Source organism: Pseudonocardia sp. MH-G8 (assembly GCF_002262885.1).
In the GTDB taxonomy this organism is placed as follows: Bacteria; Actinomycetota; Actinomycetes; order Mycobacteriales; family Pseudonocardiaceae; genus Pseudonocardia.
In genome coordinates this window covers 121,645-148,061 of sequence record NZ_NKYF01000020.1, presented here as the reverse complement: position 1 = coordinate 148,061, position 26,417 = coordinate 121,645, and the positions used below count along the sequence as shown (strand labels likewise).

Sequence of the window (26,417 nt, the reverse complement as noted above, 5' to 3'; positions counted from 1 at the left end):
CGATCCTCGCGCGACGGGACGAGGGTGTTCCCGCCGGCCTCGCCACTATGGTCGCGGCATGCGTGCCGAGATGCGGACCGACCTGACCGCGGCGCTCAAGGCCCGCGACCGCGTGGCCACCGCAGCGCTCCGGTCCGCGCTCGCCGCCATCGAGAACGCCGAGGCCGTGCCCGCCGAGGCACGGCCCGCCGAGCACGGGGCAGACCGCGGGGGAATGGCGACCGGACCGGGGGCCACCGACGTCGAACGCCGCCGGCTCACCGAGGCCGACCTGCGCGTGATCGTCGAGACCGAGGTGCAGGAGCGCTCGGCCGCTGCGAGGCGGTACCAGCAGCTCGGCCGCAGCGACCTCGCCGAGCAGGCGCGCGCGGAGGCCGAGGTCCTGGACGGGTACATGTAGCGGCGTCGAGAGGTTCTGACAGGTGCAGAGCTGGTTGCCCGGGGCCGCCGCCACCCGGGAGGACCCCGCCGGGTCGGAGGGGTTCGCCCACGACCTGGCCGAGCTCATCGCCGACCTCCGCGGCATCGACGCCGTGATCGAGCTCGTCAGCCCGAATCCTCGCGGATCTCGTGGCGGCGGAGCATGGCGGTGATGCCCTCGGCGGGAACGGCCTTCGCGAAGAGCCAGCCCTGCCCGACGTCGCACCCGAGCGAGCGCAGCCGCTCCAGCTGGTCGGCCGTCTCGATGCCCTCGGCGGTGACCGTGAGGTCCAGACCGTGCGCCAGGTCGATCAGGGTGGACACGATCAGCTCGTCGGTGCGGTCCGTCGCGTCGCCGCCGCGCAGCGTCCTGACGAAGGAGCCGTCCAACTTCAGCCCGCGAACGGGGAGCCGGGGCAGGGCGGAGAGGTTGGAGTAGCCGGTGCCGAAGTCGTCGACCGCGATCCCGACGCCCAGGTCGTCGAGCGCCCGCAGGGCCTTCAGCGGTCCCGGTTCGTCGCGCATCACGGCCTGCTCGGTGAGCTCGAGCTGGAGCTGCGCGGCCTGCAGGCCGGTGTCGAGGAGGATCGCGGTGACGTCGGCGACCAGGTCGGGTTCCTCGAGCTGGCGGGGGGCGAGGTTGACCGACAGGAACGGTGCCGCCGCACCGAACTCGTCGCGCCACGACCGGGCCTGCGCGCAGGCGTGCGCCAACACCCAGCGGCCGAGCGTCACGATCGCCCCGGTCTCCTCGGCGAGCTCGATGAAGCGGTCGGGCTGCAGCAGGCCGAAGGTCGGGTGCTGCCAGCGCACCAGGGCCTCGACCCCACGGAGCGCACCGTCAGCCAGAGTGATCAGCGGCTGGTAGTGCACCACGAACTCGCCCCGCTCGACCGCCGCGGGCAGCGTGGCGGAGAGGGTGAACCGGGCGATCTCCTGGTCGGTGCGCCCCCGGTCGAACACGGCGTAGCGTCCCTTGCCGTCGTGCTTCGCGCGGTAGAGCGTGATGTCCGCGGCCGACATCAGCTCGGCCGCGGTCGTCTCCGCGACCGCCTGCTCCACGATCCCGATGCTGGTGGTGACGCTCAGGTCCCGGCCGTCCAACCGGATCGGGGCGGTCATCGCTGTGATGATCTCCTCGGCGAGCTCGACGAGCTCCGCGGCCCCCGAGGAACCGTCGATGAGCACGACGAACTCGTCGCCCCCCATCCGGGCGAGCAGCCGGTCCGGGCCGCAGCACTCGGCCAACCTGCCCGCGACGGCCACCAGCAGCTGGTCGCCGACGTCGTGGCCCAGGCTGTCGTTGACGCGCTTGAACCCGTCGAGGTCCAGGGAGCACAGCCCGACGCGCCGCGGGTTCACGGGGTCGGCGAACACCTCGGCGAGGCGCGTCGAGAACAGGGCGCGGTTGGGCAGCCCGGTGAGCGGGTCGTGGTAGGCGAGGTGCGCGAGCGTGGCCTGCAGCTGCTGCCGCTCGGTGACGTCCTCGAGCATCGCCACCTGGTAGGCGGGCGCGCCGTCGGCGTCGCGCACCAGGGAGACGGTCAGGTTCGTCCAGATGATCGCGCCGTCGGCCCGGAAGAAGCGCTTCTCGACACGGAAGTGGTCCCGCCGGCCCCGCACGAGCTCCTCGTAGAGCTGCCAGACGCTCGGCGCGTCGTCCGGGTGCACCATCGCGCTGACGTTGCGCTGCGTGAACTCCTGCGCCGGGTAGCCGAACATCCGCACGAGGGCGGGGTTGACCTCCTGGATGTTGCCCTCCAGGTCGGCGATCCCGATCCCGATCGCGGCCTCTGTGAACATCGCCCGCAGCCGGGACTCGCTGGTGGCGAGCTTCGCCTCGGACTCCCGGCGCGCCGCCAGCATCGCGCGCCGGATCGCCTCCTGCTCGTCGAGGGTCCGCTCGCACAACGCCTCGGCGTACCCGGCCGCGAGCGCGCCGAGCGTGGAGCCCAGGCGGCGCGCGAGGTCCGGTGGGAGCGGGTCGGCGACCAGCGTGGGGAGCTCCTCGCCGAGCACGGTGAGCGAGCGCCGCATGGTCTCGGGGCCGGTGAAGTGCGCGGCGACCAGCTCGACACCGATCCGGTGGGCCGGCGCCGGATCGTGGCGGGGGGCGGCGAGCGCGTCGACCAGCCGGTCGGTGAGCCCGGCCAGGTAGTCCGTGAGCTCGTCGGGCTTCAGCGACACGTAGCTGGTGCCGGCGACGGCCGCCGACCAGCGCTCGGCGAAGCGGCGGCGCACGCAGGCGGTGCCGTCCTCCGGTCCGATGACCACGCCTCCGGTCCCTACTCCCGACGCCCCACCGCGACGAAACCGGTGAACCGCTCGGGGCGGTCGTCCGGATCGGTGCCCGGGTCCGGGCGCCACTGCGGGAAGAACACCACCCCCGGCTCCACCAGCTCGAAGCCGGTGAACAAGGCGGTGACCTCGGCGCGCGAGCGCATCGTCATCGGCGTGCCGGTGCGTTGGTAGAGGGCGGTGTGCGGGCCGGCCTGGTCCGGCTCGCCCTCGTGCGTGGCGTGGGAGACGGCGAGGTAGCTGCCCGGCGCCATCCGGGCGCGGTAGCGCTGGATGATCGCCGCCGGGTCGGCCTCGGGGGGCACGAAGTGCAGCAGCGCCACCATCAGCACGCCCACCGGTTCGGACAGGTCCAGCAGCCTGGTGGTGCGGGGGTCGCCGAGCACCGCGTCGACGTCGCGCAGGTCGGCCTGGATCACCTCGGTGCGGTCGTTCCCGGCGAGGATCGCCCTGCTGTGCGCGACGGCCACCGGGTCGATGTCGACGTAGACGACGCGGGCGTCCGGCGCGCCCGCCTGTGCCACCTCGTGCACGTTGCCGACCGTCGGGATGCCGGACCCGATGTCGAGGAACTGCCGGATGCCCCGATCGAGCAGGTAGGTGACGGCGCGACGCAGGAAGGCGCGGTTGGCCTGCATGATCTGCGGGAGCTCCGGCCACATCTCGATCGCGCGCCGGGCCATCTCCCGATCGGCCGGGAAGTTGTGCGATCCGCCCAGGTAGAAGTCGTACACGCGCGCCGCGCTGGGACGTTCGGCGTCCAGGTCACCGGACGCCCAGTCACCGGACGCCAAGTCGGCGGACTCCGTCATCGACTCCTCCCGCGAGTGGCGTTGCACCCTCGGAACTTACATGGTCGCCCGCAGGCGAGCGCGTTGATCGATCTGCGCGCTTTCAGGACGGCGGGTCCGGGCGGCGCAGGCCCACCCCGGTTGCCTGCTCGAAGGCGTGGCCCGCCCGCAGCACGGCCAGCTCGCCGCGGTGCGGACCGACGATCTGCAGCCCGACCGGCAGCCCGTCGGGGGTGAAGCCGCCGGGGACCGACAGCGCGGGATGACCGGTGGCCGAGACGAGGTAGGCCGAGCGCATCCAGCCCAGGTAGTCCGGCTGCACCTCGCCGGCGACCTCGGTGGGGTACTCCTGCTCGACCGGGAACGGCGGGACCTGGCACACCGGCAGCAGTAGCAGGTCGTAGCGGGTGAAGAACTCCCGCATCCGGTGGAAGAGCGCGGCATGGAGCACCGCGGCCCGGGCGAGGTCGGCGCCGGTGAGTGCGCGGCCCTGTTCGATGTTGGTGGCGAGGCTGGGCTTGACCTGGTCGCGGTGCCGGTCGAGCACGGGCCCCAGCGCCAGGTCGAACTGCCAGGCCCGCAGGGTCCGGAACACCTCGTCGGCTCCGGTGAGGTCCGGGCACGCCTCCTCGACGGTGCACCCGAGGTCGGTGAACGCCGCGATCTGCGGCGCGAGCGCCGTCACGACCGCGGGGTCCACGGGCACCGTGGCGCCCAGGTCGGGCGTCCACGCGACGCGCAGGCCCGAGAGGTCGCGCTCGAGCGGGCCGGCGAACACCGAGCCGGGCTCGTCGATGGCGATCGGGGAGCGCGGGTCGGGGCCGGCGATCACCGAGAGCAGCAGCGCCGCGTCGGCGACGGTGCGCGCCATCGGCCCCTGGACCGACATCGTCGCCCACGGTGCCTGGTTCGGGTAGGTGGGGACGCGGCCGGGCGCGGGCCGCAGGCCGACGACGTTGCAGAACGACGCGGGGTTGCGCAGCGAGCCGCCCATGTCGCTGCCGTCGGCGATCGGGTGCAGGCCCGCGGCCAGCGCGGCCGCGGCCCCACCGCTGCTCCCACCCGGCGTGCGGCCGGCGTCGTAGGGGTTGCGGGTGGCCCCGAACACCGGGTTGAACGTGTGCGAGCCGGCTGCGAACTCGGGCACGTTCGTCTTCCCGATGGTGATCGCCCCGGCGGCGCGGATCCGCTCGACGATCAGCTCGTCGGCGTCGGGCACGTGGTCGCTGAGCAGGGGGGAACCCGATGTCGTGCGGATGCCGGCGGTCAGGTGCGTGTCCTTGTGCGCCACCGGCAGGCCGTGGAGGGGGCCCACCGGCTCGCCGCGGGCCAGCCGCTCGTCCGCGGCGGCGGCCTCGGCGAGCGCCCGCTCGGGCACGAGCGTCACGATCGCGTTGAGCGCCGGGTTCACCCGCTCGATGCGCTGCAGGTGCGCGGCGACGACCTCGCGGGCCGACACCTCCCGGCGGCGCAGCAGGTCGGCCAGGTCGCGCGCGGTGCGGTAGCAGAGCTCGGTGGACACGAACACCTCCGTCAGTCGGGCGGAAGCCCCATCGTCTCCCCGGGTGCGGCGTCGTCGACCACCGGGCCGGGGAGGGGTTCGCCGCGCAGGCACAGGCCGTCCAGCACGATGCGCAGGTGGCGCATGCAGTCGTGGCTGCCTGCGCCTGCGTGCACGCGTGTCGTTGCGCGATCAGGAGGCGCCTGCGAGCGTGAGGGCGGCGAGCCCGGCGAGGGCGACGAGCCCCGTGGAGAGTGCCCCGAGGACCAGGCCGCGGCGACCGGTGCGCAGCAGGGCGCCGATCCGCACGGCGCTGCCGAGGCCGAAGAGCGCGGCCGCGAACAGCAGGGTCGTGAGGACCTGCGCGGCCGACGCCACGGCCGGCGCCACGATCCCGGTGCTGCGCAGCAGCATCGTGGCGAGGAATCCCAGGACGAACAGCGGCACGAGGGGTGGGCGCTTCCCGCCGCCGGCACCGCATCGGTGGCGCTGCACGAGGCTGACGCCTGCGACCATCGGCGCGAGCAGGGCGACCCGCGTCAGCTTCACGACCACGGCGACCCCGACGGCGGCCGAACCCGCGGGCGAGGCCGCGGCCACGACCTGGGCGACCTCGTGCACGCTCAGCCCGGCCCACGCCCCGAGCTGCGGGGCGCTCATGCCGAGGCTGCGTCCGACCAGCGGGACCAGCGCGATCGCGGCGCTGCCGTAGAGCGTCACGAGGGTGACCGCGGTGGCCACGTCCTCCTCGTCGGTCTCCGCCACGCTGTCCATGGCCGCGATGGCCGAGGCTCCGCAGATGGAGAAGCCGGTGGCGACCATGAGGCCCAGGCCGGGGGAGACGCCCACGACGCGCCCGAGGAGCAGCGAGCCGGCGAAGGCGACGAGCACCGTCACGACGACGGCGATCACCGTGGCGGCGCCGAGGCCGAACACCTCGTTCAGGCCCAGCTGGAGGCCGAGCAGCACCACGCCGAGCCGCAGGAACCGCGAGGTCGCGAAGCGAAGGCCCGCGCGGGCCGACCCCGGCATGAGCTGCCCGACGAGGACCCCGAGCACCACAGCGACGGTCAGCGCGCTGACCGCCGGGAGCAGCGCGCTCGCGCCGAACGCGATGCCGGTGGCGATCGCGGCGGCCAGCACGCCCGGCAGGAGCGGGCGGGCTCTGCCGAGCGCCCGCCCGCCGCTGCCCGTGGTCTCGTCGGTCCTGCTCATGATGTCCACGGTCGCCGTTGCGGGGGTCCTCCGGTAGCGGTCGGTCCGACCTGACGTCATAACCTGGGGGCATGACCTGGCTTCCCGACGTCGAGTCGTTGCGGCTCCTGGTGCTGGTGGCCGACCGCGGGAGCCTCACCGCGGCCGCGGTGCAGGCGGGCACGACCCAGCCCGCGGCCAGCAAGCGGATGAGCGCGCTCGAGCGCAGGCTGGGCGTGCGCCTGCTCGACCGCAGCCGCCGGGGCACCGCGTTGACGGCGGCCGGTGAGCTCGTCACCGGGTGGGCGCAACGGGTGCTCGACGAGCTGGACGTCCTCGTCGAGGGGGTCGAGGTCCTGCGGCAGGAGGGGCCGGCGCAACTGCGGATCGCCGCGAGCCTGACCGTCGCCGAGCACCTGCTGCCGGCCTGGCTGGGCGAGCTGCGTCGATCGGAACCCGAGCTGCGCGTCGGCCTGCAGGTGATGAACTCGGCCCGGGTGTGCGACCTCGTGCGCGACGCCGCCGTCGAGCTCGGGTTCATCGAGTCGCCGGGCCGCCTGAGCGGGCTGCGCTCGCGGGAGGTGGGGCGCGATCGCCTGGTGCTGGCGGTGGCGCCGGCGCACCCCTGGGCTCGGCGGCGCCGCCCGGTCGACGCCGCCGAGCTGGCGCGCACCCCGTTGATCAGCCGGGAGGTCGGCTCGGGGACCCGGGAGACCGCGGAGCAGGCCGTCGCGATGCACGGTGAGCACCTCGTCCGGCCGTTGCTGGAGCTCGGCTCGAGCACGGCCATCCGCAGCGCGGCGCTGGCAGGCGGCGGTCCGGCCCTGCTCAGCGAGCTGGTCGTGGCCGCGGACATCGCCGCGCGGACGCTCGTCGAGGTGCCGACCGCGGGAATCGAGCTGTCCCGGACCCTGCGTGCGGTGTGGCACGCGGGCACCCGTCCCGCCGGTGCGGCCGCGGCCCTGCTCCGGCACGCCCAGCCCGGAGCCAGAGCTCCCGTTCGCGTCGTTCGACGGCTACGGTGACGCGCGGAAAGCGCTTCAAGCGCCCCGCTCGATCGGCGCGGGGGCGACGAGAACGAGGTACGAGCAATGATGCTTGGGCAGTTCCGGCGGACCCGCGCGCGCCTGGTGGCGGGCGGGATGGTCCTCGCGTGCGCGTTCGCGGCCGGGTGCAGCGAGGGTGACCCGGTCGCCACCGACACCGGCGGCGGGCCGGGCGCCGAGGTCGAGGCGATCGGGCTGATGGTCCAGGACCTCAGCAACCCGTTCTTCCAGTCGATGGCCAACGGCGTGCAGGCGGCCGCGGAGGAGCTCGGCGCCACCGTCAACGTCCAGGACGGGCGGCAGGACCTCGGCGCCCAGAACGAGCAGATCGACGCGTTCATCCAGCAGCAGATCGACGTCCTGCTGATCAACGCCGTCGACTCCGAAGGCATCGGGCCCGCGGTCGACCGCGCCAAGGAGGCCGGCATCCGGGTGGTGGCGGTGGACGTGGCGGCGCGCGGCGCCGAGGCGATGGTCACCCTGGACAACACGGCGGCCGGCGAGATCGCCTGCACCTACCTGGCCGACCAGATCGGCGGCGCGGGGGAGATCCTGCTGGTCAACGGCACGCCGATCTCGTCGGTGCAGGACCGGGTCACCGGCTGCAAGCGTGCGTTGGAGGCCTACCCGCAGATCGCGATCGTCGCCGAGCAGAGCGGCGACAACGGGCGCGCCGAGGCGCTGACCATCACCACCGACATGCTCACCGCGCACCCGGACGTGGCGGGCGTCTTCGGGATCAACGACCCCACGGCGCTGGGGGCCACGCTCGCGGCCCAGCAGGCGGGGATCACCGACCTGGTGATCGTCGGCGTCGACGCGTCCCCGGAGGCCGTCGCGGAGCTGCAGAAGCCCGACTCGATGTTCCGCGGAACGGCCGCGCAGGACCCCAACACCCAGGGCGCCATCGCGCTGGAGATGGCCCGCCAGCTGTTCGCGGGTGAGCCGCTCGAGCAGGAGTCGGTGCTGGTGCCGACGCAGATGATCACTCGGGACAACCTCGCGGAGTACGAGGGCTGGCAGTAGGCGCGGGACCACGGATGTCCACACCGACGGCCCTGCTGACGATGCAGGGCATCACCAAGTCGTTCGGGGGCGCACCGGCGCTGCGCGGCGTCGACTTCGACCTCGCGGCGGGCGAGGTGCACGCGCTCATGGGCGAGAACGGCGCGGGCAAGTCCACGCTGATGAAGGTGCTCGCCGGCGTGCACGCCCCGGATGCGGGAACCATCCGCATCGACGGGCAGCCGGTGACGATCTCCTCGCCGAGCGAGGCGACGGCGCTGGGCGTCGCGATCATCCACCAGGAGCTGAACACGGTCCCGGACATGACGGTGGCCGAGAACCTCGCTCTCGGGGCCGAGCCCCGGACACGGCTGGGGCTGCTGGACCGCAAGCGCGTGCTGCGCGACGCGGGCGAGAAGCTCGCGCGCGTCCGCGCCGACGTCGACCCCCGCTCGCCGATGCGGCGCCTGTCCGTCGGCCACCAGCAGCTGGTCGAGATCGCCCGGGCCCTCGCGGAGGACGCGCGGATCCTGGTCCTCGACGAGCCGACGGCGGCGCTGTCGGACCGGGAGGCCCGGCAGCTGTTCGACCTGATCGACGAGATGCGGGCCGCCGGGATGGGGCTGGTGTACATCAGCCACCGCATGGAGGAGGTATGGCGGCTCGCCGACCGGGTCACGGTGTTCCGCGACGGCGCCGGGGTGGGCACGAGCGAGCGGGCCGACGTCACCCCGGAGCGGGTGGTGGGCCAGATGATCGGTCGCGACGTCGAGGAGCTCTACGTCCACGACGACCGCGTCCCGGGTGACGTCGTGCTCCGGGCCGAGGGCCTCACCGACGGCGCCGGCACCGGGCCGGTCGACCTGGAGCTGCGGGCCGGCGAGGTGGTCGGGATGGTCGGCCTGATCGGGGCGGGCCGCACCGAGATCGCCCGGCTGATCTACGGCGCGGACCGGGCGCGGGGCGGCTCCGTCGCGCTCGACGGCGAGCGGCTCGAGCGCCGTTCCCCGTCCGCGAGCATCAGGGACGGCATCGGGCTGCTGCCCGAGAGCCGCAAGGAGCAGGCCCTGTTCCCGCAGATGTCGATCCGCGACAACCTCGTCGTGTCGGCGCTGCAGCGGCTCAGCCGGCTCGGGGTGCTGCGCCGCGGCGCCGTCGCCGACTCGGCCCGCAGGCAGATGGAGGCGCTGAGCATCCGCAGCACGTCCCCGCTCCAGGAGGTGGGGCACCTCTCGGGCGGGAACCAGCAGAAGGTGGTGCTCGGGCGGTGGCTCACCGTCGGGCCGCGGGTGCTGATCCTCGACGAGCCCACCCGGGGCGTCGACATCGGCGCCAAGTACGAGATCTACCGCATCATCAACGAGCTGGCCCGCGACGGCGTCGCCGTGCTGGTCGTCTCGTCGGACCTGCCCGAGGCCCTGGGCATCAGCGATCGCGTGCTCGTGGTGCGCGGTGGGCGGATCGTCGCCGAGCTCGATCGGGCCGAGGCCACGGAGGAGGCCGTCATGCTGCACGCCACCGGGGTCGCCGACCAGGGCGGAGGCCGCGGGAGGTGACCGCGACCGAGACCGCGAACGCCCCTGGGCGCCGCTCCTTCGCGCAGGTGTGGGACCGCTACGGCATCGTCCTCGTGCTGCTCGCCATGATCGTCTTGATGGCGGTGATCGCGCCGAACTTCTGGAGCCTGAGCAACGGCTTCAACGTCGCCCGCGCGGTCTCGATCAACGCGGTACTGGCCGCCGGCATGACGGTCGTGATCCTCACCGGCGGCATCGACCTCTCGGTCGGCTCGATCATCGGCGTCGCGGGGGTGTCGTCGGTGCTGCTGTGGAACAGTGGCGCGCCCGCCGTCGTCGCGGTCGTCGGGGGGATCCTCGTGGGCGCCGCGGCCGGCCTGCTCAACGGCCTGCTGGTGGCCTACCTCGCGCTGCCCGCGTTCATCGTGACCCTCGGCGCGCTGACCTACCTGCGTGGCACGGCGTACGCCCTGACCGACGGCCAACCCCTGATCGCCGAGGGCCAGCTGGGCTTCCGGCTGCTCGGCAACGGCAACTTCGCCGCCATCCCCTCGCCCGTCCTCGTCATGGTGATCACCTACGTCGTCGTCTGGTTCATCCTGGAGCGCACCACCTTCGGACGGCACGTCTACGCCGTCGGCGGCAACGTCGAGGCCGCCCGGCTGGCCGGCATCAAGGTGAAGTCGGTGCTGCTGCGGGTCTACCTGCTCGCCGGGTTCACCGCCGGGCTGGCCGGTGTCATGTTCGCCGCGCGCGTCGAGTCCGGGCAGCCGCGCGCGGGGGAGGGGTACGAGCTGGATGCGATCGCAGCGGTCGTGCTCGGCGGCACGTCGCTGTTCGGAGGGCGTGGACGCATCTACGGCACCTTCGTCGGTGCCTTGATCATCGGGGTCCTCAGCAACGGGCTCGTGCTGATGAACGTGCCGTTCTTCACCCAGCTCATCATCAAGGGCGCGGTCATCGTCGTGGCCGTCGCGCTGGACAGCCTCAAGAACTGGCGGGCGCGGTGATCCGCGCGGTACCGCCGCTCCCGGACGACGGCGGTCCCGGACGCCCCCGCCCGCCAGCGGTCGCGCGCCCCGCCGCGGATGGCCATGCTGTGGGCGTGACGGGGGTGACGGGGTACTACCGGATCCGGTTCGCGGCCGACCCGGTGCAGCTGATCTTCTTCCGCGGTGGCCTGAACGCGTGGCTGGAGCAGCTGCGGTGGCCGGAGGCCGACCGTGTCGACGCCGTCCTCGCGATCAGCGAGGCGTGCACGAACGCGGTGGACCACGCGTACGCGACGGGGGACCTGGGAGACGTCGAGGTCGTCGGCCGGCTCGTCGTCGGTGCGCACGACCGCAGCATCGTGGTGGTCGTGCGTGACGAGGGCCGGTGGCGCGACCCGGGCAGCGGCGGACCCGGCTACGGGCTGCGCGCCGTCCACGAGTGCATGGAGCAGGTACGGATCCGTCATGACGGGGGCGGGACGGTCGTCACGATGACGAGCAGGCCCGTGCCGCTGCTCGACGCCGTCGCCGACGAACCCCGCGACGAACCCCGTGACGAACCGGCCGACGAGCCGGTGGGCGAGGGCCGGGTCACCCGACTTCGCACGCACTGAGGCTGCGACCACCCGGGCCACCTCCCCTGGCGGTGCCGATCAGCGGGAGAGCAGGTGGCGCAGGGCCTCGAGCACGTCCGCCGGGGCCTCCTCGGCCATGAAGTGGCCCAGGTCGAGGGTCAGGTGCTCGAGGTCGCGGGCCCAGGGCTTCCAGAGCGCGGCCGCGTCGTAGCCGAGGGCGGCGCCCCAGTCCTGTTGCACGACGGTCACGGGCATGGTCAACACGTGCCCGGCGGCGCGGTCGGCCCGGTCGTGCTCGAGGTCGATCCCGGCCGAGGCGCGGTAGTCGGCGACGATCGAGGGCACCGTGTTCCGACAGGCGCGCAGGTAGGCTGCACGGACGTCGGCCGGAATCGCGCCCGGGTGCCGGCTCCAGGCGTCGAGGAAGAACCCGAAGAACTCGTCGCTGCTGCCCTCGATCATCCGCTCGGGCAGGCCCGGTGGCTGCGCCATGAGGTAGAGGTGGAACGCCACGGAGGCATCGACACCATGGAGGATGTCCCACATGTCCAGGGTGGGCAGGACGTCCAGCGAGGCCAGGTGCGTCACCGCCGCGGGGTGGTCGAGGCCCGCGCGGATCGCGACCAGCGCGCCGCGGTCGTGACCTGCGAGCGCGAAGCGGTCCGCGCCGAGGTGCCGCGCCACCGCCACGACGTCAGCGGCCATGGTGCGCTTGGAGTAGACCGACGGGTCGGTGGCGGCAGGCGTGTCGCTGGCGCCGTAGCCGCGCAGGTCCGGGCAGATCACCAGGTGGTCGCGGGCCAGCTCGGGGGCCACGTGGCGCCACATGAGGTGGGTCTGGGGGAAGCCGTGCAGCAGGACGACCGGGCTGCCGTTGCCGCCCACCGCGACGTTCAGCCGCACTCCGTCGGCACCGGGTACACGCTCCTGGTGGAAGCCGGGGATGGTCGGTTCCATCGTTGTTGCTCCTCTCAACGGGGTGGCACCGATGCTCGACCCCGCCGATCAGCGTTCGATCAGTGACCGCACCGGTGGTCCGGGTCCTCGGCCCGGTCGAGGTGCACGACCCCCGCGGGCACCGGCTCGACGTCAAGGGGCCGCGGCACCGCGAGGTGCTGGCGCGCCTGGTCGTGGCCCGGAGGCGGGTGGTGCCGGTGCCGGTGCTGGTCGAGGACCTGTGGGGCGCGCACCCGCCGCGTCGCGCGGTCGGGGCCGTGCGCACGTTCGTCTCGGACCTGCGGGCGGCGCTCGATCCGCACCTGGGCGTGGACGGCGCCCGCTCGATCGTGACCGAGGGCACCGGGTATGCGTTCCGGGCCGCCACCGAGGTCGTGGACGCCTGGCGGTTCGACGCCGCGGTCGGCAGCGCGGCCGGGCGCCGCGGCGGTTCCGTGGACGAGCTGCGGCGCGCGTTGGACCTGTGGCGGGGAACGCCCTACGCCGACTTCCCCGATTCGCACTGGGCGCACGCCGAGCGGGCTCGGCTCACCGAACTGCGGCTGGCCACCGTGGAGCAGCTCGCCACGGCGCTGCTCACCGCGGCCCGGCCCGCCGACGCCGTGGCGGATCTCGACGCGCACGTCACCGAGCACCCGTGGCGGGAGGAGGGCTGGCGGCTGCTCGCGCTCGCGCTCTACCGCTGCGACCGCCAGGGCGACGCGCTCGCGGTGCTGCGGCGCGCGGCCACGCGGCTCGCCGAGGAGCTCGGGATCGACCCCGGCCCCGCGCTCGGGCAGCTCCGGACCGACATCCTCCGCCGTGCACCGCACCTCGACCTGAGCGGCGTGACGGGCCCGGCGCAGCAGATGTGGGCGGCATGGGGCCGCAGCACGACCGTGAGCGAGCGCGCCGCGCTCGTGTCGACGACCGCGCTGCTGCGCAGCCTCACGGTGCACGGCGGGCAGCCCGGGTCGGCGATCGCCCAGCACGCGGCCACCGTCGCGGCGGCCGAGGACCTCGGCGACCCCGAGCTCACCGCGCGCATCCTCGCCGCGTACGACGTGCCGAGCATCTGGTCGCGGGCCGACGACCCCGACGCCTCCGCCGCCGTCGCCGCGGCCGCCGAACGGACCCTGCGGCGGCTGCCGGGAGGGGGTCGGCCGCCGCTGCGCGCGCGCCTGCTGACGAGGATCGCCGTGGAGACCCGCGGCCTGCCCGGCGCCCGCGGCCGGGAGGCCGCGGGCGAGGCCGAGGCGCTCGCCCGGGCGTCGGCCGATCCGGCCCTGCTGGTCACCGCGCTCTCGGGCACGTTCCTGCAGACCTTCTCCCGCGCCGGCCTGGCCGCGGACCGTGACGCGATCGGGCGCGAGATCGTCGGCATCGCCGACGAGCACGACCTGCCGACGTCGTCGATCCTCGGGCGGATCATCCGTCTGCAGGCGCTCAGCGGCCTCGGAGATCTCGACGGGGCCGCCGCGCACGCCGATGCGCTCGCCGAGCTGGGCGAACGCCTCGACCGTCCCCTCGCCGGCATCTTCGTCGCGTGGTTCCGGGCCATGCGGGCCGCGGAGGACGGGGCTCCCGACGCCGAGGACCGGTACCGGCGTGCGGCGGACGCGCTCGCGGGTGCGGGGATGCCCGGCGTCGAGACCGGACTGCGCGCGTTCGCCCTCGCCTGCCTCCGGCTGCGCCGCGGCGATCCGCTCGGGCGGGTCGGCGACCTGGGCCCCTACGAGCCCTGGGTCCGCCCGCACGTCCTGCTGGCGCAGCAGCGCCACGAGGAGGCCGCCGCCGCGGTGAGCGCGCTCCCCGACCCACCACCGGGCCAGCTGCACGAGGCGCTGTGGTGGCTGGCCGGCCGCGCGGCGCTGGTCACGGGCGACGTGCGCGTCGCGGCCCGTGCCGAGGCGGCGCTGGCACCCGCCGCGACGGAGCTCGCCGGGGCGAGCAGCGCGATGGTGAGCCTGGGCCCGGTCGCCGACCTCCTGCGCGCACTGCGCGGTTAGCAGCTCTCCGGGGTCACGACGGACGGCGACGGGCCTCGCACACCGACTCCTGTGCTGCCACACCGACTGCAACCGGTGTGTGAGCGCGGTGATCGGTGTGTGAGCGCTGGGCCGGGCGTGCCCAGCGTTCCTGATCTGTGGGTGCGAAGCTGGAGGCATGAGGATCGCGCTCGGTAATGACCACGCCGGGATCGGGCTGAAGCAGCACGTCGTCGACGTGCTCACCGAGCTCGGTCACGAGATCATCGATCGGGGAGCTCCGGACGACTCGCCGGTCGACTTCCCCGACATCACGTTCGCCACCTGCGACCTCGTCCGCCGCGGGGAGGCCGATCGCGCGGTGCTCGTCTGCGGCACGGGGGTGGGTGCCGTGATCGCGGCCAACAAGATCCCCGGCATCCGCGCAGGCCTGGGCCATGACGTCTACTCCGCGCACCAGGGGGTGGAGCACGACGACACCAACGCGATCGCGATGGGAGCGTGGCTCATCGGGCCGGCGATGGCGCGGGAGGTGCTCCTCGCGTTCCTCGACGCCCGGTTCGACGACGACGAGGACACCCGGCGCCGGGTGGAGAAGCTGCGCCGGATGGAGCTCGACGCGGCCCGCGAGCTCGCCGACCGCATCTGAGGCGCCCGACCGTCAGTGGATCGTGTAACCGCCGTCGACGAGCAGGGTGTGGCCGGTGACCATCGCGGCGGCGTCGCCGAGCAGGAACGCGACGGCGCCGACGACGTCGTCGGGCTCGCCGAAGCGGCCGAGGGGGATCCGGCTCAGCAGCGCGTCGGCGCGGGGGCCGGGGGCGAGCGTCGCGGCCGTCAGGTCGGTGCGGACGAACGTCGGGGCCACGTTGTTCACGCGGATGCCGTGGGGCGCCCACTCGAGGGCGAGGTTGCGCGTCAGCTGCGCGACCGCCCCCTTGCTCGCGCCGTACGTCGCCCGGTCCTCGATGGCCACCTCGCCCGCCTGCGACCCGATGTTCACGATCGAGCCGCGCACCCCGCGCTCCACGCAGCCGCGGGCCACCGCCTGGCTGACGAAGAACAGGCCCTTGACGTTCGTGTCGTGAACGGACTGCCAGTCCTCGGGGCGGATGTCGAGCGCTGCGTCGACCACGTTGATGCCCGCGTTGTTGACCAGCAGGTCGATCCCGCCGACGGATTGCTGGAGCCGGGTGACGGCCTCGGTGGCCTGCGCGACGTCGGCGACGTCGAGCACCACCGGCTCCGTCCCGTGGCGCCGGGCGATCTCCTCGGCGCTCGCCCGGTCGCGCGAGGTCCCGTAGACCGTGGCGCCGAGCTCCTGGAGGCCCTGGGCGATCGCCGCCCCCAGCCCCCGGCCGGCCCCGGTGATCAGGGCGCGGCGCCCGTCGAGCCGGAAATCGAGGGTCATGACGGGGTTCCCTTCGAGAGGCAGCGGGCGGCGGTGCGGGACTGTATGCGTATCCATCTCGACGTGACAACATCACGACATCGGGGCGGGGCGGGCCCACGAGCGCGACCGCTCAGATCGTCCAGGCCATCCCGCCGTCCACCCCGAGGGTCTGGCCCGTGATGTAGGTGTTGCGCGGCGAGCCGAGGAGCAGGGCAGCGGGCACCGCCTCGTCGGGCCTTCCGAACCGCTGGAGAGGGATGTTCGCCTCGGCGAACTCCGCGCGCGCCTTGTCATCGGGGTAGGCGCGGTCGAGCTGCGCACTGCGGATCCGGCCCGGAGCCAGGCAGTTGGCCAGGATGGCGTCCTGGGCGAGTTCCCGGCTGAGGGACTTGGCGAGCGCGGCGGCGCCCGCCTTGCTCACGTTCGACACCACGTGGTTGGCGCGCGGTTCACGTGCGGAGAGTGCGCTGACGACGACGATGCGTCCCCCGCGTTCACGCAGGTGTGGGACGGCGGCCCGGAGCAGGCGCATCACGCTCAGGAGGTTGAGGTCGAGCCCGGTCGCCCAGGTCTCGTCGGATGCCGACTCGACCGTTCCGGTCACCGCGCCACCCGCTGCGGCGATCACGGTGTCGAGACCGCCCAGGTGACCGACGGCGGTACTGATCACGCCCTCGGTCGCACCCTCTGCCGTGAGGTCGGCGTGGACGGCCCCGACGACGCCGTCGGGCACCGCGTGGTCCGGGTTCCGGCCGCACGCGACGACGCGCGCGCCCTCGTCGACGAAACCCTGCGCGATGGCTCGTCCGATGCCGCTGCCGGCGCCGGTGACAAGTACCCGCCAGCCTGTCAGCCCAAGATCCATGTCCCGTCCTTCGTCTCGACCTTCGTTCAGCGCCGTTCGTAGTTCGCCGGGCGCTTCTCGATGAAGGCCCGCAACGCCTCGCCGTGGTCCCGGGTGGCGATCATCTGGAGGAACTTCTCGCGCTGCAGGGCCATCGCCTCCGCGGTGGAGAGGTCGAACGCCTGATTGGCGCACTCCTTGGTCGCTTCGACCGAGAGCGGTGCGCGCGTCGCGATCCGCTCGGCGAGGGCGAGGGCCGCGGGCACGAGGTCGGCGGGGTCGTGGAGCCCGCTCACCAGCCCCCACCGCTCCGCCTGCTCCGGGCCGTACATGGCGCCGCTGAGCAGCATCTCCTTCGCCCTGCCGAGCCCCACCACCCTGGGCAGGCGGAACCAGCTCAGGATCAGGCCGACGTTGACCCCCGCGCAGACGAACCGGGCGTCGGTGGAGGCGAGCCGGATGTCGCAGCACAGGGCGACCTCCAGGCCCCCGCCGAGGGCATAGCCGTTGATCGCGGCGATCACCGGGAAGCGCGCGGCCTCGATCCGCGCCATGATGCTGCCGAGTCCCTCGTTCGAATCGGCGTACTTCTCGAAGTCCGCCGGTGTCAGCTCCTCCTGGTGGCGCAGGTTCGCGCCCGAGAGGAACGACTTCCCGGTGCCCGTGACGACCAGGCATCGGATGTCGGGGTCCTGCGTGAACTCTTCGAAGGCCGCGATGAAGGCGAGGCACTCCGCGCGGCCGAACGCGTTCCTCGGAGGGCTGTCGATCCGCAGCACGCCCACGTGCGGGGTCGCCCGGGTGGCGACGACGAGAGGTGAGCTCGTGTCCGGGGCGTCGTCGGTCGTCGTCATCGGTCCTCTACAGGGGGTCTCGGCGGCGGGGTCTCGGCGGCGAGCGATTCGATCGAGAAGGCACTGCGGTCGGTCAGCAGCCGGTCGATGCCGGCGCGGTCGTATCCCACCTCGAGCAGCACCTCCTCGGTGTGCTCCCCGAGCAGGGGCGCCCCCGTGCGCAGCGCGCCGGGTGTGGCACTGAGCTTGGCCGGGATGCCGAGTGCGGGCATCGGGCCCTCCACGCCGTGCTCCAGCTGCTGGACCATGTCCCTGGCGCGGGTCTGGGGATGGTCGAGGGACGCGGCGTAGTCGTGGATCGGCCCGGCCGGGACGCCGGCGTCGAGCAGGTCGCCCAGCCAGTCGTCGACGGTGCGGGTCGCGAGGGCCGCCTCGATCTCCGGGACGAGCTCGCCGAGGTTCGTGCGCCGGTCGGCGTTCGTGGCGAAGCGGGCGTCGCCGATCAGGTCGACGCGGTCGATGACCGTGCAGAACGTCCGCCAGAACCGCTCGTTGTTGACGCCGATGGTGAGGTAGCCGTCCCGCGCGCGGACGGCCTGGTAGGGCGCCGACCCGCGGTGCGCCGAGCCGAGCGGACGGGGGACCCGTCCGGTGGACCACAGCTCGGTGCTCTCCCACACCGACAGGGCGAGCGCTGCCTCGAACAGTGAGGTGTCGATGTACTGGCCCACCCCCGTCCGCTCCCGGGCGATGATCGCGACGAGGACGGCGTTCGCGCAGATCAGCCCGGCCGCCAGGTCGGAGACGGGCAGACCGCACTTCACGGGCGGGCCGCCCGGCTCGCCGGTCACGCTCATGATCCCGGACATGCCCTGCGCGATCAGGTCGTATCCGGGTCGGTCCGCGTACGGGCCGGTCTGGCCGAACCCGGAGATGCTCGCGTAGACCAGGCGGGGGTTGAGCGCCTGCAGGGTCGGCCAGTCGACGCCGAGGCGCCGCGTCACGCCGACGCGGTAGTTCTCGACGAACACGTCGGCCGTCGCCACCAGGTCGTGCAGCGCCCGCCGCCCTGCGGCGTCCTTGAGGTCGAGCGCGACGCTGCGCTTGTTGCGGTTGAGGGCGATGAACCCGGATCCGTCCTCACCGGTGAGGGGGAAGCCCATCCTGCGCTGGGCGCGGTCGGCCTGCTCGACCTTGATGACGTCGGCACCCATGTCCGCGAGCGTCATCGTGCAGAACGGCCCGGCGAGCACCTGGGTCATGTCCAGGACGCGTACGTGTTCCAGCGGCAGCATCGGCGGCGTCATCCGGCGGCGACCGGTGAGGTCCCGTCGCCGACCGCCTCGAAGGAAGCGGGTTCGACGATCCCGACGGTGCTCGGCACGTGCTCGTCGGCCGGAACGATCACGGTGCCGCGAAGGCGACACCGCAACCGCATCCCGGCGCGCACCCCGACGTACGGGCTGAGCGTCGCGAGCAGGTCGGTGTCGAGGTCGGGGACGCGCAGGACCACCTCGATCGCCTCACCGAGGAAGAGCAGGTCCTCGACGGTGCAGTCGAACACGTCCGCATCGCTGCTACTCGCGTCCGGGACGATCTCGACCCCGACCGGACGGATGATGCCGAACACCTTCGTGCCGGGTGCGAGCTCGCGGGGGTACGTCCCGGCCAGCTGTCGTGCCCCGATCGTCATCGTGCCGGCCGGGCCCGCGACACCGGGAACGATGTTGGCGCGGCCGAGGAAGCCCGCGACGAAGGCGTTCGCGGGCCGCATGTAGAGGTCCTCAGGACTGCCGACCTGCTGCACCTGCCCGTCCTTCAGCACCACGATCCGGTCCGCCAGTGCCATCGCCTCGCCCTGGTCGTGGGTGACGTAGACGGTGGTGAACCCGAGTGCCGCGTGCAGACGGTGCAGTTCCGTGCGCATCTCCTCGCGGAGCTTCGCGTCGAGGTTGGACAGCGGTTCGTCCATCAGGAGGATCTTCGGTTCGACCGCGAGAGCACGGGCGAGCGCCACTCGCTGCTGTTGACCGCCGGACAGCTCCGCGGGGTAGCGGTCCCCGTGGCCCTCCATCCGCACCGTCGCCAGTGCCCGGTGCACCTCTGCCGCCAGGTCCTGCTTGGCGACACGCTTGAGCTTCAGTCCGTAAGCGACGTTCTGGTGCACGGTCATGTGGGGCCACACGGCGTAGCTCTGGAACATCATCCCCATCTCTCGACGCTCCGGAGGCACCACCCGCCGCGGGGAGGAGACCGGACTGCCGTCGACGAGGATCTGCCCCTCGGTGGGTGTCTCGAACCCCGCGACCATGCGGAGCGTGGTGGTCTTGCCGCAGCCCGACGGGCCCAGGAGGACGACGAACTCGCCCTCCTGGATCTGCAGGTCGAGCCGGTCGACCGCGGTCGTCGAGCCGAACCGCTTGACGATCCCGTCCAGTTCGAGGAGGGACACCGCGTCACCTGCTTCCGCTGAGGAGGAACTGGCGGCCGATGAGCACACGTCCGAGGACCACCGCGACCATCGTGAGCGCGACCATGAAGATGCCGATCGCCGCGATGCGCTCGTAGAGGGCCTGCTCGTAGAGATTGACGACCAGCGTCGGGAGGACCTGGGTGTCGATCGACACCAGCAGGAGCGCCGCGCTGATCTCATGGGTCGACAAGACGAAGCTGAAGATCCACGCCGAGACCATCGCGCTGCCGGCCAGCGGTGCGGTGATCCGCCCGAGCGTCCGGGTGATCCCGGCGCCCATGATCCTCGACGCGTGTTCGAGCTCCGGGTTGATCGACGCGATCGCCGGCTGGATGTTCTGCAGCGCGATCGGCATGAATCGGCCCCAGAACGCGATGACCAGGATCAGGCCCGTGCCCGACAGCAGGAGCGGCGGACGGGAGAAGGCCGCGAACATCCCGACGCCGAGGATGATCCCCGGCAGGACCAGGGGTGCGGTGGTGAGGAAGCTCAGCAGGCGGCTGACGCGCGAGTCCCGGCGCTCCCCGAGGTAGGCCACGGTGAAGCCGAGCAGCACGCACAGCGTGGCGGCGCCGATCGAGAACGTCAGGGTGTTCGCGATGGCCGTGCCGCCGTGGTCGAACAGCCACTCGTAGTGCCGCAGGGTGAAGAGGAACCCTCCCTGGGTCCACCGGGGCACCAGGGACACGTAGAGCAGCGTGACGCCGGGAAGCAGGACGGCGATGCTCCAGAGGCCCCATGCCCCGGTCGCGGCCAGCCAACGCCACCGGCCGAGCCGGATGATGTAGCGCTGGGAGCCCTTGCCGCCGACCGTCACGTAGCCGCGGCGCCCGATGATCTTCCGTCGGGCGTACAGGAAGGCCGCCGCCAGCAGGACGAGCGGGATGCCGTACGCCGCCGCGAGTTCCGGTCGGCGCGGGAACCCGAAGAAGAGGAACAGTTGCGTCGTGATGACGTGCTCGCCCGCGGGTACGGCGATGAGCGCCGGCGCCCCGTACAGCGAGACCGCCTGCAGGAAGGAGACCGTCATCGAGGCGAGGACGGCCGGGGTGACCAACGGCAGCGTGACGGTCAGGGCACGGCGCAGCGGCCGGGCTCCCATGATGGCGGCCGCCTCCTCGGTCTCGGCGCCGATGGTGTCGAGGCTCGAGATCGTGAAGATGAACGTGTACGGGAAGAGGCTGAACGCGATCACGACGGCGAGGAACTCCATCGTGAAGACGTTGAGGAAAGCGACGCCGAAGAGCGATTCGGTCAGCTTGTTGAGCAGGCCGGCGTTCGGGCTGGCGAGCATGACCCACGACACCGCGCTGAGCAGGGACGGGAGGATGAAGGACGCGTAGACGCACACGCGCAGCCCGCCCCGCCCCGGCAGGTCCGTGCGGGAGACGAGCCAGGCCAGCGGCACTCCCATCGCCACGCACAGGACCATCACCGAGGCGCCGAGCTTGACGGAGTTCCAGATCGGCCGCAGGTGGAGCGGGTCGGTGAAGGCGTCCACGTAGTTGGACAGCGTCACGCCGCCGCCCTGGCCGCTGCGCACGCTGTAGACCAGCAGCCAGATGGCCGGTGCGACGACCGTGACCACGAGTGCGAGCAGCGCCAGCCCGGTGGGAACGCCCCACAGCAGCCGCTCACTGATGCGCGGGGCGCGGCGCCGGCCGCTCGGCGGCGAGCTGATCGGGGCCGGTGTCACGACGTCGGAGATCTTCGCGGGTGCCACGATCCCCTCCCTTCCGGCCGGTGTCAGACTCCGAAGAGGCGGCGCCATTCGCCGATGACGGTCTCGAGGTTGTCCGTGAGTTCCTGGAGCTCGGGGCGGACGTAGGTCGCATCCGGGCGCACGTGCGCCGGAGGCTCGATGCCGGGAGTGAGCGGGATGAGCGCCTCGGACTCGACGAGGAACTGCTGCACCGGCTTGCTGATGATGAAGTCGGCGAGGAGCTTGGCGGCTGCCGGATGAGGCGCTGCCGCGGGGATGGCGTTCGGCGTCGGCATGACGACGGCGCCGTCGTCGGGGTAGATGATCCCGATCGGATCGCCTGCCGCGGCGGCCTTGGCGGTGGTCTGGTCGGAGGAGACACCGACGGCGCGTTCTCCGGCGGCGACGCGGGGAATGGTGTCGGTGATGGACTGTCCGACGAGCACGTCCTGCGCGGCGAGCTGTTCGAGGTAGCCGGGGCCGAACTCGAGGTAGGCCCATGTCGCCCAGGTGCCGACGTAGCCGCTCGCGCCCGGGTTGCCGGTGGCGATCTGGCCCCTCCACTTCGGATCCAGGAGGTCCTGCCAGCTGTGCGGGGCCTCCTGCTCGGACAGCATGTCGGTGTTGTAGGAGATGATGTTGTTGCCCACGTTCGCGACGTGGTAGTAGCCGTCCGGGTCGTTGTACGCGGCGTAGGCCGGATCCACCTCGGCGGCGTTCGTCGGGACGTAGCGGGCGAGCTGGTTCTTCGAGGCGAGGTCGGCCACCAGGCTCACCTCGGTGATCCCCAGCAGGTCGGCGACGGTCTGGCCGGCTTCCTGTTCCTGCGCGAAGCGCTGGTAGATGCGCTGCGCCGTCTGGCGGTAGAGCGTCACCGTGATACCGGGATAGGCCTCTTCGAACAGGCCCGCGATCGCTTCCGCGGTCTCGCTGCTGTAGTGCGACGTGTACCAGGTCACCTGGCCCTCGGCGCGCGCCGCTTCCAGATGGGGTGAGTCGGGCGCCGCCAGTTCGGCCCCGCTGCCTCCGCCGCCCCCGGCATCGCTCGCGGTGTCGGCGCAACCCGCGGCGAACACCGCCAGCGACAGCACTGTCGATATCAGAACGATGAGACGGCGTCGGCGCAATTTCTGATCCTCTCGACTGACGCAACGCTGCGACGCGGGAGGGCTCGTGAGAGCCCGCCCCGTCCGGGTCGAGTGAATTGCGCTTCCCGCATTGCGGGAAGCCATGCTGAGATACGGGAACAGTAGGTCGCGGTGGCGAGCCCGGTCAAGGCCTGGAGCATGCTCACCTGCATGGATGCGAAGGGCGCGGTGTTGGCAGACGACGGCGAGCGCGGTGAGCGCGCCCGCTCCGGCGTGCAGTCGATCGACCGGGCCGTGGCCGTCCTGCGATGCTTCGACGCGCGCAGGCCGGAACTCGGGATCAGCGAGATCGCCCGCTTGACGGGCCTGTCGACGAGCACGACCTACCGGCTCCTGACGGCCATGCAGGCGAACCACTTGGTGCGTCCGGCGCCCGGGAAGCGCTATGCACTGGGTCCCCTGCTCGTCCAGCTCGCCCGCAGCGGCGCGATCCCCACGACGCTGCGCGACGCGGCGCTTCCCCTGATGACGGCGCTGCGGGACGAGGTGGACGAGACGATCGGCTTGCACGAGGCGCTGCCGACGGGAGAGCGCATCGTGGTCGACCAGGTGGAGAGCCGCCAGGAACTCAGGCGTACCTACACCGACATCGGAGTGCCCCTGCCGCTGCCGCACGCCGCTCCGGGGCGGGCGATCCTCTCGGTGCTCCCGCTACGGCGGCAGGACGAGCTGCTGTCGCGCCCGATCCGGCCGGTCACACCTCTGACGATCACCGATGCCGACGTGCTGCGCACCCACCTCGCGCGAGCGCGGGCGCGTGGGTGGACGGTGTCGAGGTCGGAGCGCAGCCCCGGGATATGCGCGGTCGCCGCTCCGATCTTCGACCACGCCGCGCACGCCGTCGGGGCGCTCAGCGCGTCGGTGCCGGAAAGCCGGATCGACGCCGCGCGCGTCGAGGAGCTGGGGACCCGGATCAAGGACGTCGCCTGGCAGATCTCGGAGACGCTCGGCGCCACCGCGGCCGCTGTCCAGATCACCGTGGAGGCGGCCGGGCCGGCCGTCGAGTAGCCCGGCGCCCATCCACTTACGGTGCGCTGCTCATCCTTGCGGCGCGGCGCAGTGCGCGGCGAGCTCGTCGCTCGTGCAGAACCACACCTCCGGCGTGCCGACGATGGCCCGCAGCACGCGCGCGAGGTACTTCGTGCGGAGCGGCTGGCCCATGATGAACGTGTGCAGCGGCAGCGCCATGACCCGTCCGGTCCGGGCGGAGTCGGCGAGCAGCTGCTCGAACTGGTCGAGCGCCATCTGCTCGTAGTCGGCACCGGTGAGGCCGGGCCCGCGCATGAACATCACGAAGTCGTTGACCTCGAGCGAGTAGGGGACCGACTGCATGCCGGGCACGGTCAGCGGGAAGGGCTGGTCGTCGCAGCACCAGTCGAGGAGGTAGGTGAAGCCGGCGTCGGCGAGCAGCCGGGGCGTCGCGTGCGTCTCGGTGAGGCCGGGGCCCAGCCAGCCCGTCGGGCGTGCCGGCAGCGTGGCGTCGTACACGGCGCACATCTGCGCCAGGTGCTCCTGTTCCTCGTCGGGGGACATGCCCGAGAGGTACGTCGAGTTCGTCTGCCCGTGCGCCACCCAGGCCCACTGCCGCTCCACGCCCGCCTCGACGATCTCGGGGTAGGCGCGGGCGGCATCGGAGTTGATGATGCCCGAGACGGGGATGCCGAGGTCGTCGAAGACGTCCATCAGGCGCCAGATGCCCACGCGGCTGCCGTAGTCGCGCCAGCCGTACGCCAACGGGTCGGGCACGGGCCCCCCGGAGGGGTCGACGGGGAGGTCGGGACGGAAGCGCTCGATGTTGAGCCCCACGTAGACGGCCAACCGCGCCCCTCCGGGGAAGGTCAGCGGCGGGCGGGAGACGATCGACGAATGCTCGTAAGGGAGCGACTGTTCCTCGGTCACAGTGAGAAGGTACGACGTGACACCGGTGTGAGATACAAGTCCGGAGCGGGGGTGGCGGTGAAGATCGGTGAACTGGCGCGCCGGACGGCGGTGAGCGAGCGGTCGCTGCGCTACTACGAGGAGCAGGGGCTGCTGGTGTCCGAGCGCACGGCGGGCGGGCACCGGGTCTACGCCGAGGCGGCGGTGGCGCGCGTCATCCGCATACAGGAGCTGCTGGCAGCAGGGCTGGGCACCGCCCTGATCGCGCAGGTGCTGCCCTGCATGCGTGATGACGACGGTGGGCCTGCCGCCGATGCCAGCCCACGGTTGGTGGCGATGCTGGCCGCGGAGCGCGCGCGGATCGACCGGATGATGGCGGACCTGGCGCGCTCGCGAGAGGTGCTGGACGACGTCATCGCCACCGCCTCCCACGGATAGGGGCTCGACGTGGCGGGCGAGCTGGTCGCGGCGCTGGACCTGGGCACGAGCGGCGTCAAGGCCGCGACGTGCACGCCTGGGGGTGAGGTACTCGGCACCGGCTACGTCGCGTATCCGACGGTGCACCGGCGGCCGGCGTGGGCCGAGCAGTCGCCGCTGGACTGGTGGGAGGGTGCCTGCCGCGCGCTGGCGGCCTGCCCCCGACGTGACGAGGTCGGCGTGCTGGTGGCCACCGGGCAGATGCAGGACGTCGTGCTGAGCGATGGGGGCATCCCGCGTCGCGCCGCCCTGCTCTACTCCGATCTGCGCGCGGTGGCCGAGCACCGCGACGCCGAGGAGGCGCTGGGCACCGGCTGGGCCGCCGCGAGCGGCAACCTTCCCGACGCGTCCTGGCTGGTCGGGAAGCTCCGGTGGCTCGCGGCGCGCGAGCCGGAGGTGGTGCGCGGCGCGCAGCTCACGCTCGGGCCTGCGGGCTGGCTGCTGCACCGGGCCGGTGGCCGGGCGGTCGCGGACGTCACCACCGCGTCCACCACCGGCTTGTTCGACGCCGCCGCCCGCGCCTGGTGGGAGCCGGCGCTCGCGCATGCGGGGTTGGAGCCGGGACAGCTCCCGGATCTCGGTGAGGGCGTCGTCGGCGAGCTGTCCGCCGCGGCAGCCGCCGATCTCGGGCTGCCGGCAGGGACGCTGCTGGTGGCCGCGGCGGGGGACGCGGCGACGACGACGGAGGGGGTGGCCGGTGCCTCCGGGCGCGCGTACGCCTACCTCGGCACGAGCGGGTGGGTCGCGCACCGCGAGGAGGCGGGTGACGGTGTCCCGGATCCGGCGTTGCACCTGCTGGCCCTCGCCGGCGGGGAGTGGCTGCGGATCGGTCCGCTGCTGAGCGTCGGTGCGGCGGCCGACTGGGCGCTGCGCACCTTCCTGCCCGGCCTCGACCACGATGCGGCGGCATCTGCGGCCGCCTCAGTGGGGCCGACGCGGGTGCTGGTCCTGCCCAGCCTCGCCGGGGAGCGGTCTCCGGTGCGCGCCCCGCACGCGCGGGCCGCCGTCGTGGGCGCGGACCCCGGCACCGACGGGGTCGTGCTCTACCGCGCGGCGCTGGAGGGAGTGGCGCACTCGCTGCGCGCCGTCCTCGACGTGCTCGGGGCCCCGCGGAACGAGGTGCTGCCCGTGGCGGGCGGGGGCGCGCGCTCCGCGCTGTGGCGCCAGGTGCTCGCGGACGTGCTCGACATGCGGGTCGCGCCGGTATCGGGGGACGTCGCGGGCCTGGTCGGCGCGCACCGGGCTGCGGCCCGGGCGGTCGGCGGGCCCGAGGTCGCGCCGCTGGTCGAGCGCATCCGGGCCGACGAGGTGGTCGTGCCCGACCCGTCGGCGGCCCGCCACCACGCCCGGCTGCACCCCACGCACCGCGGGCTGCAAGAGGCGTTGCACGCCACCTTCACGGCCCTCGCCACGGAGCAGGGCGCCGACGTCGGTTGAACGCCGGT

26 protein-coding genes are annotated in these 26,417 nt (G+C 73.0%); 12 read left to right on the top strand and 14 right to left on the bottom strand.

The genetic code is table 11. The features are described from left to right. The first annotated feature begins 58 nt into the window (after positions 1–58). Both CFP66_RS32800 and CFP66_RS48105 read left to right on the top strand, forming a co-directional pair. Positions 59–400, top strand: coding sequence for a GatB/YqeY domain-containing protein (locus tag CFP66_RS32800; protein WP_094929089.1), 342 nt, complete (start codon positions 59–61; stop codon positions 398–400). A 22-nt stretch (positions 401–422) separates the two neighbouring features. Next, a complete protein-coding gene (locus CFP66_RS48105) occupies positions 423–593 on the top strand; it encodes a hypothetical protein (RefSeq protein WP_158228290.1) in 171 nt (56 codons plus the stop codon). Here CFP66_RS48105 and CFP66_RS32795 read toward each other — a convergent pair. The 5 genes from CFP66_RS32795 to CFP66_RS32780 all read right to left on the bottom strand — a co-directional run bounded on the left by CFP66_RS32795 (position 547) and on the right by CFP66_RS32780 (position 6,225). Next, complete coding sequence (locus CFP66_RS32795) at positions 547–2,694, bottom strand: bifunctional diguanylate cyclase/phosphodiesterase (protein ID WP_198961813.1); 2,148 nt, start codon at positions 2,692–2,694, stop codon at positions 547–549. The two genes, CFP66_RS48105 and CFP66_RS32795, sit on opposite strands and share 47 nt — an antisense overlap. Positions 2,695–2,705: 11 nt before the next feature. Next, complete coding sequence (locus tag CFP66_RS32790; RefSeq protein ID WP_094929088.1) at positions 2,706–3,530, bottom strand: SAM-dependent methyltransferase; 825 nt, start codon at positions 3,528–3,530, stop codon at positions 2,706–2,708. 82 nt (positions 3,531–3,612) lie between these two features. After that, complete coding sequence (locus CFP66_RS32785) at positions 3,613–5,031, bottom strand: amidase (RefSeq protein WP_094929147.1); 1,419 nt, start codon at positions 5,029–5,031, stop codon at positions 3,613–3,615. A gap of 11 nt (positions 5,032–5,042) precedes the next feature. Continuing rightward, positions 5,043–5,186 carry a hypothetical protein gene (locus CFP66_RS48100; RefSeq protein ID WP_158228289.1) on the bottom strand — a complete coding sequence of 48 codons (144 nt, stop codon included), beginning with the start codon at positions 5,184–5,186 and terminating at the stop codon, positions 5,043–5,045. A gap of 16 nt (positions 5,187–5,202) precedes the next feature. Continuing rightward, positions 5,203–6,225, bottom strand: coding sequence for a YeiH family protein (locus CFP66_RS32780; protein WP_094929146.1), 1,023 nt, complete (start codon positions 6,223–6,225; stop codon positions 5,203–5,205). Between the two features lie 71 nt (positions 6,226–6,296). Here CFP66_RS32780 and CFP66_RS32775 point away from each other — a divergent pair, with 71 nt between their 5' ends. The 5 genes from CFP66_RS32775 to CFP66_RS32755 all read left to right on the top strand — a co-directional run bounded on the left by CFP66_RS32775 (position 6,297) and on the right by CFP66_RS32755 (position 11,378). Further along, positions 6,297–7,229, top strand: coding sequence for a LysR family transcriptional regulator (locus tag CFP66_RS32775; RefSeq protein WP_094929087.1), 933 nt, complete (start codon positions 6,297–6,299; stop codon positions 7,227–7,229). A 66-nt stretch (positions 7,230–7,295) separates the two neighbouring features. Continuing rightward, positions 7,296–8,276: an ABC transporter substrate-binding protein gene (locus tag CFP66_RS32770; protein WP_094929086.1), complete on the top strand. Its 981-nt coding sequence runs from the start codon at positions 7,296–7,298 to the stop codon at positions 8,274–8,276. 14 nt (positions 8,277–8,290) lie between these two features. Beyond that, a complete protein-coding gene (locus tag CFP66_RS32765; RefSeq protein WP_094929085.1) occupies positions 8,291–9,811 on the top strand; it encodes a sugar ABC transporter ATP-binding protein in 1,521 nt (506 codons plus the stop codon). Next, entirely contained in the window at positions 9,808–10,782 is a 975-nt protein-coding gene (locus CFP66_RS32760) for a ribose ABC transporter permease (protein WP_198961812.1), read from the top strand. Before CFP66_RS32765 ends, CFP66_RS32760 begins: the two co-directional genes overlap by 4 nt. A 95-nt stretch (positions 10,783–10,877) precedes the next feature. Next, the gene (locus tag CFP66_RS32755; protein WP_158228288.1) at positions 10,878–11,378 is read left to right on the top strand and encodes an ATP-binding protein; all 501 of its coding nucleotides are present in this window, start codon (positions 10,878–10,880) and stop codon (positions 11,376–11,378) included. 39 nt (positions 11,379–11,417) lie between these two features. On the opposite strand, the gene CFP66_RS32750 is transcribed toward CFP66_RS32755, so the two are convergent. Next, a complete protein-coding gene (locus CFP66_RS32750) occupies positions 11,418–12,296 on the bottom strand; it encodes an alpha/beta fold hydrolase (protein ID WP_094929084.1) in 879 nt (292 codons plus the stop codon). Positions 12,297–12,358: 62 nt separating this feature from the next. Here CFP66_RS32750 and CFP66_RS32745 point away from each other — a divergent pair, with 62 nt between their 5' ends. Both CFP66_RS32745 and CFP66_RS32740 read left to right on the top strand, forming a co-directional pair. Further along, complete coding sequence (locus CFP66_RS32745; RefSeq protein ID WP_233159922.1) at positions 12,359–14,284, top strand: BTAD domain-containing putative transcriptional regulator; 1,926 nt, start codon at positions 12,359–12,361, stop codon at positions 14,282–14,284. 157 nt (positions 14,285–14,441) lie between these two features. Next, positions 14,442–14,912, top strand: a complete 471-nt coding sequence (locus tag CFP66_RS32740) for an RpiB/LacA/LacB family sugar-phosphate isomerase (RefSeq protein WP_094929083.1) — start codon at positions 14,442–14,444, stop codon at positions 14,910–14,912. A gap of 12 nt (positions 14,913–14,924) precedes the next feature. Here CFP66_RS32740 and CFP66_RS32735 read toward each other — a convergent pair whose 3' ends face one another. The 7 genes from CFP66_RS32735 to CFP66_RS32705 form a co-directional block, all read right to left on the bottom strand. Next, positions 14,925–15,674 carry an SDR family NAD(P)-dependent oxidoreductase gene (locus CFP66_RS32735; RefSeq protein ID WP_094929082.1) on the bottom strand — a complete coding sequence of 250 codons (750 nt, stop codon included), beginning with the start codon at positions 15,672–15,674 and terminating at the stop codon, positions 14,925–14,927. A gap of 112 nt (positions 15,675–15,786) precedes the next feature. Beyond that, on the bottom strand, positions 15,787–16,521 hold the full coding sequence (locus CFP66_RS32730; protein ID WP_094929081.1) for an SDR family NAD(P)-dependent oxidoreductase: 735 nt from the start codon (positions 16,519–16,521) through the stop codon (positions 15,787–15,789). A 26-nt stretch (positions 16,522–16,547) separates the two neighbouring features. Next, positions 16,548–17,354 carry an enoyl-CoA hydratase/isomerase family protein gene (locus CFP66_RS32725; RefSeq protein ID WP_094929080.1) on the bottom strand — a complete coding sequence of 269 codons (807 nt, stop codon included), beginning with the start codon at positions 17,352–17,354 and terminating at the stop codon, positions 16,548–16,550. Next, positions 17,351–18,601 carry a CaiB/BaiF CoA-transferase family protein gene (locus CFP66_RS32720; protein ID WP_198961811.1) on the bottom strand — a complete coding sequence of 417 codons (1,251 nt, stop codon included), beginning with the start codon at positions 18,599–18,601 and terminating at the stop codon, positions 17,351–17,353. Before CFP66_RS32720 ends, CFP66_RS32725 begins: the two co-directional genes overlap by 4 nt. Further along, positions 18,598–19,746: an ABC transporter ATP-binding protein gene (locus CFP66_RS32715; protein ID WP_094929078.1), complete on the bottom strand. Its 1,149-nt coding sequence runs from the start codon at positions 19,744–19,746 to the stop codon at positions 18,598–18,600. The genes CFP66_RS32720 and CFP66_RS32715 overlap by 4 nt, the downstream gene beginning before the upstream one ends. 4 nt (positions 19,747–19,750) lie before the next feature. Continuing rightward, complete coding sequence (locus CFP66_RS32710) at positions 19,751–21,490, bottom strand: iron ABC transporter permease (protein WP_158228287.1); 1,740 nt, start codon at positions 21,488–21,490, stop codon at positions 19,751–19,753. 23 nt (positions 21,491–21,513) lie between these two features. After that, positions 21,514–22,560: an ABC transporter substrate-binding protein gene (locus tag CFP66_RS32705; RefSeq protein WP_158228286.1), complete on the bottom strand. Its 1,047-nt coding sequence runs from the start codon at positions 22,558–22,560 to the stop codon at positions 21,514–21,516. A gap of 168 nt (positions 22,561–22,728) precedes the next feature. Here CFP66_RS32705 and CFP66_RS32700 point away from each other — a divergent pair, with 168 nt between their 5' ends. Beyond that, positions 22,729–23,625: an IclR family transcriptional regulator gene (locus tag CFP66_RS32700; RefSeq protein ID WP_198961810.1), complete on the top strand. Its 897-nt coding sequence runs from the start codon at positions 22,729–22,731 to the stop codon at positions 23,623–23,625. Positions 23,626–23,655: 30 nt separating this feature from the next. Here CFP66_RS32700 and CFP66_RS32695 read toward each other — a convergent pair whose 3' ends face one another. Next, a complete protein-coding gene (locus tag CFP66_RS32695) occupies positions 23,656–24,516 on the bottom strand; it encodes a polysaccharide deacetylase family protein (protein WP_094929075.1) in 861 nt (286 codons plus the stop codon). Positions 24,517–24,543: 27 nt separating this feature from the next. Here CFP66_RS32695 and CFP66_RS32690 point away from each other — a divergent pair, with 27 nt between their 5' ends. Next, complete coding sequence (locus CFP66_RS32690) at positions 24,544–24,933, top strand: MerR family transcriptional regulator (RefSeq protein ID WP_369805228.1); 390 nt, start codon at positions 24,544–24,546, stop codon at positions 24,931–24,933. Positions 24,934–24,942: 9 nt separating this feature from the next. Beyond that, entirely contained in the window at positions 24,943–26,409 is a 1,467-nt protein-coding gene (locus CFP66_RS32685; RefSeq protein WP_094929074.1) for an FGGY family carbohydrate kinase, read from the top strand. The last annotated feature ends 8 nt before the right edge of the window (positions 26,410–26,417 follow it).

Excerpts from the sequence above, each read along its gene's own strand:
- CFP66_RS32780 (WP_094929146.1), bottom strand. The coding sequence starts at position 6,225 with ATGAGCAGGACCGACGAGACCACGGGCAGCGGCGGGCGGGCGCTCGGC.
- CFP66_RS32770 (WP_094929086.1), top strand. The coding sequence starts at position 7,296 with ATGATGCTTGGGCAGTTCCGGCGGACCCGCGCGCGCCTGGTGGCGGGC.
- CFP66_RS32735 (WP_094929082.1), bottom strand. The coding sequence starts at position 15,674 with ATGACCCTCGATTTCCGGCTCGACGGGCGCCGCGCCCTGATCACCGGG.
- CFP66_RS32765 (WP_094929085.1), top strand. The coding sequence starts at position 8,291 with ATGTCCACACCGACGGCCCTGCTGACGATGCAGGGCATCACCAAGTCG.
- CFP66_RS32750 (WP_094929084.1), bottom strand. The coding sequence starts at position 12,296 with ATGGAACCGACCATCCCCGGCTTCCACCAGGAGCGTGTACCCGGTGCC.
- CFP66_RS32800 (WP_094929089.1), top strand. The coding sequence starts at position 59 with ATGCGTGCCGAGATGCGGACCGACCTGACCGCGGCGCTCAAGGCCCGC.
- CFP66_RS32790 (WP_094929088.1), bottom strand. The coding sequence starts at position 3,530 with ATGACGGAGTCCGCCGACTTGGCGTCCGGTGACTGGGCGTCCGGTGAC.
- CFP66_RS32730 (WP_094929081.1), bottom strand. The coding sequence starts at position 16,521 with ATGGATCTTGGGCTGACAGGCTGGCGGGTACTTGTCACCGGCGCCGGC.
- CFP66_RS32725 (WP_094929080.1), bottom strand. The coding sequence starts at position 17,354 with ATGACGACGACCGACGACGCCCCGGACACGAGCTCACCTCTCGTCGTC.
- CFP66_RS32720 (WP_198961811.1), bottom strand. The coding sequence starts at position 18,601 with ATGACGCCGCCGATGCTGCCGCTGGAACACGTACGCGTCCTGGACATG.
- CFP66_RS32740 (WP_094929083.1), top strand. The coding sequence starts at position 14,442 with ATGAGGATCGCGCTCGGTAATGACCACGCCGGGATCGGGCTGAAGCAG.
- CFP66_RS32775 (WP_094929087.1), top strand. The coding sequence starts at position 6,297 with ATGACCTGGCTTCCCGACGTCGAGTCGTTGCGGCTCCTGGTGCTGGTG.